Origin of the sequence: Tritonibacter sp. SIMBA_163, assembly GCF_046535935.1 — a bacterium.
Classification (GTDB): domain Bacteria; phylum Pseudomonadota; class Alphaproteobacteria; order Rhodobacterales; family Rhodobacteraceae; genus Epibacterium; species Epibacterium scottomollicae.
The window spans coordinates 1-228 of record NZ_JAWJBP010001588.1; the positions used below are offsets into that span (position 1 = coordinate 1).

Annotated in this window: 1 protein-coding gene; it reads right to left on the reverse strand. The window is 70.2% G+C overall.

Annotated features, from left to right (window positions below; all coding sequences use genetic code 11):
- Positions 1-228, reverse strand: a 228-nt coding sequence (locus tag R0J92_RS27610; RefSeq protein WP_411054027.1) for a hypothetical protein, incomplete at both ends; no start/stop codon positions are given.

The window sequence follows — 228 nt, forward strand, 5'->3', positions numbered from 1 at the left end:
TGAGCGGCGAGGGGAAGTCCTTCGTCCGCGGCAGCAGCTCCTTGCGGATCGCCTCCCGCTCGGCGGCGCTCAGGAACACGTACCGGTTCCGCGTCAGCTCCGCGTCGATGCCCCGCTCCGGCGACGGGTCCGGGTGCAGCAGCAGCACCTGCCCGTACTGCACGTTCTCCTGCGCGTAGCGCTCGGGCGACAGGATCGCCAGCTCGTACAGCCGACGCAGGTAGTCCT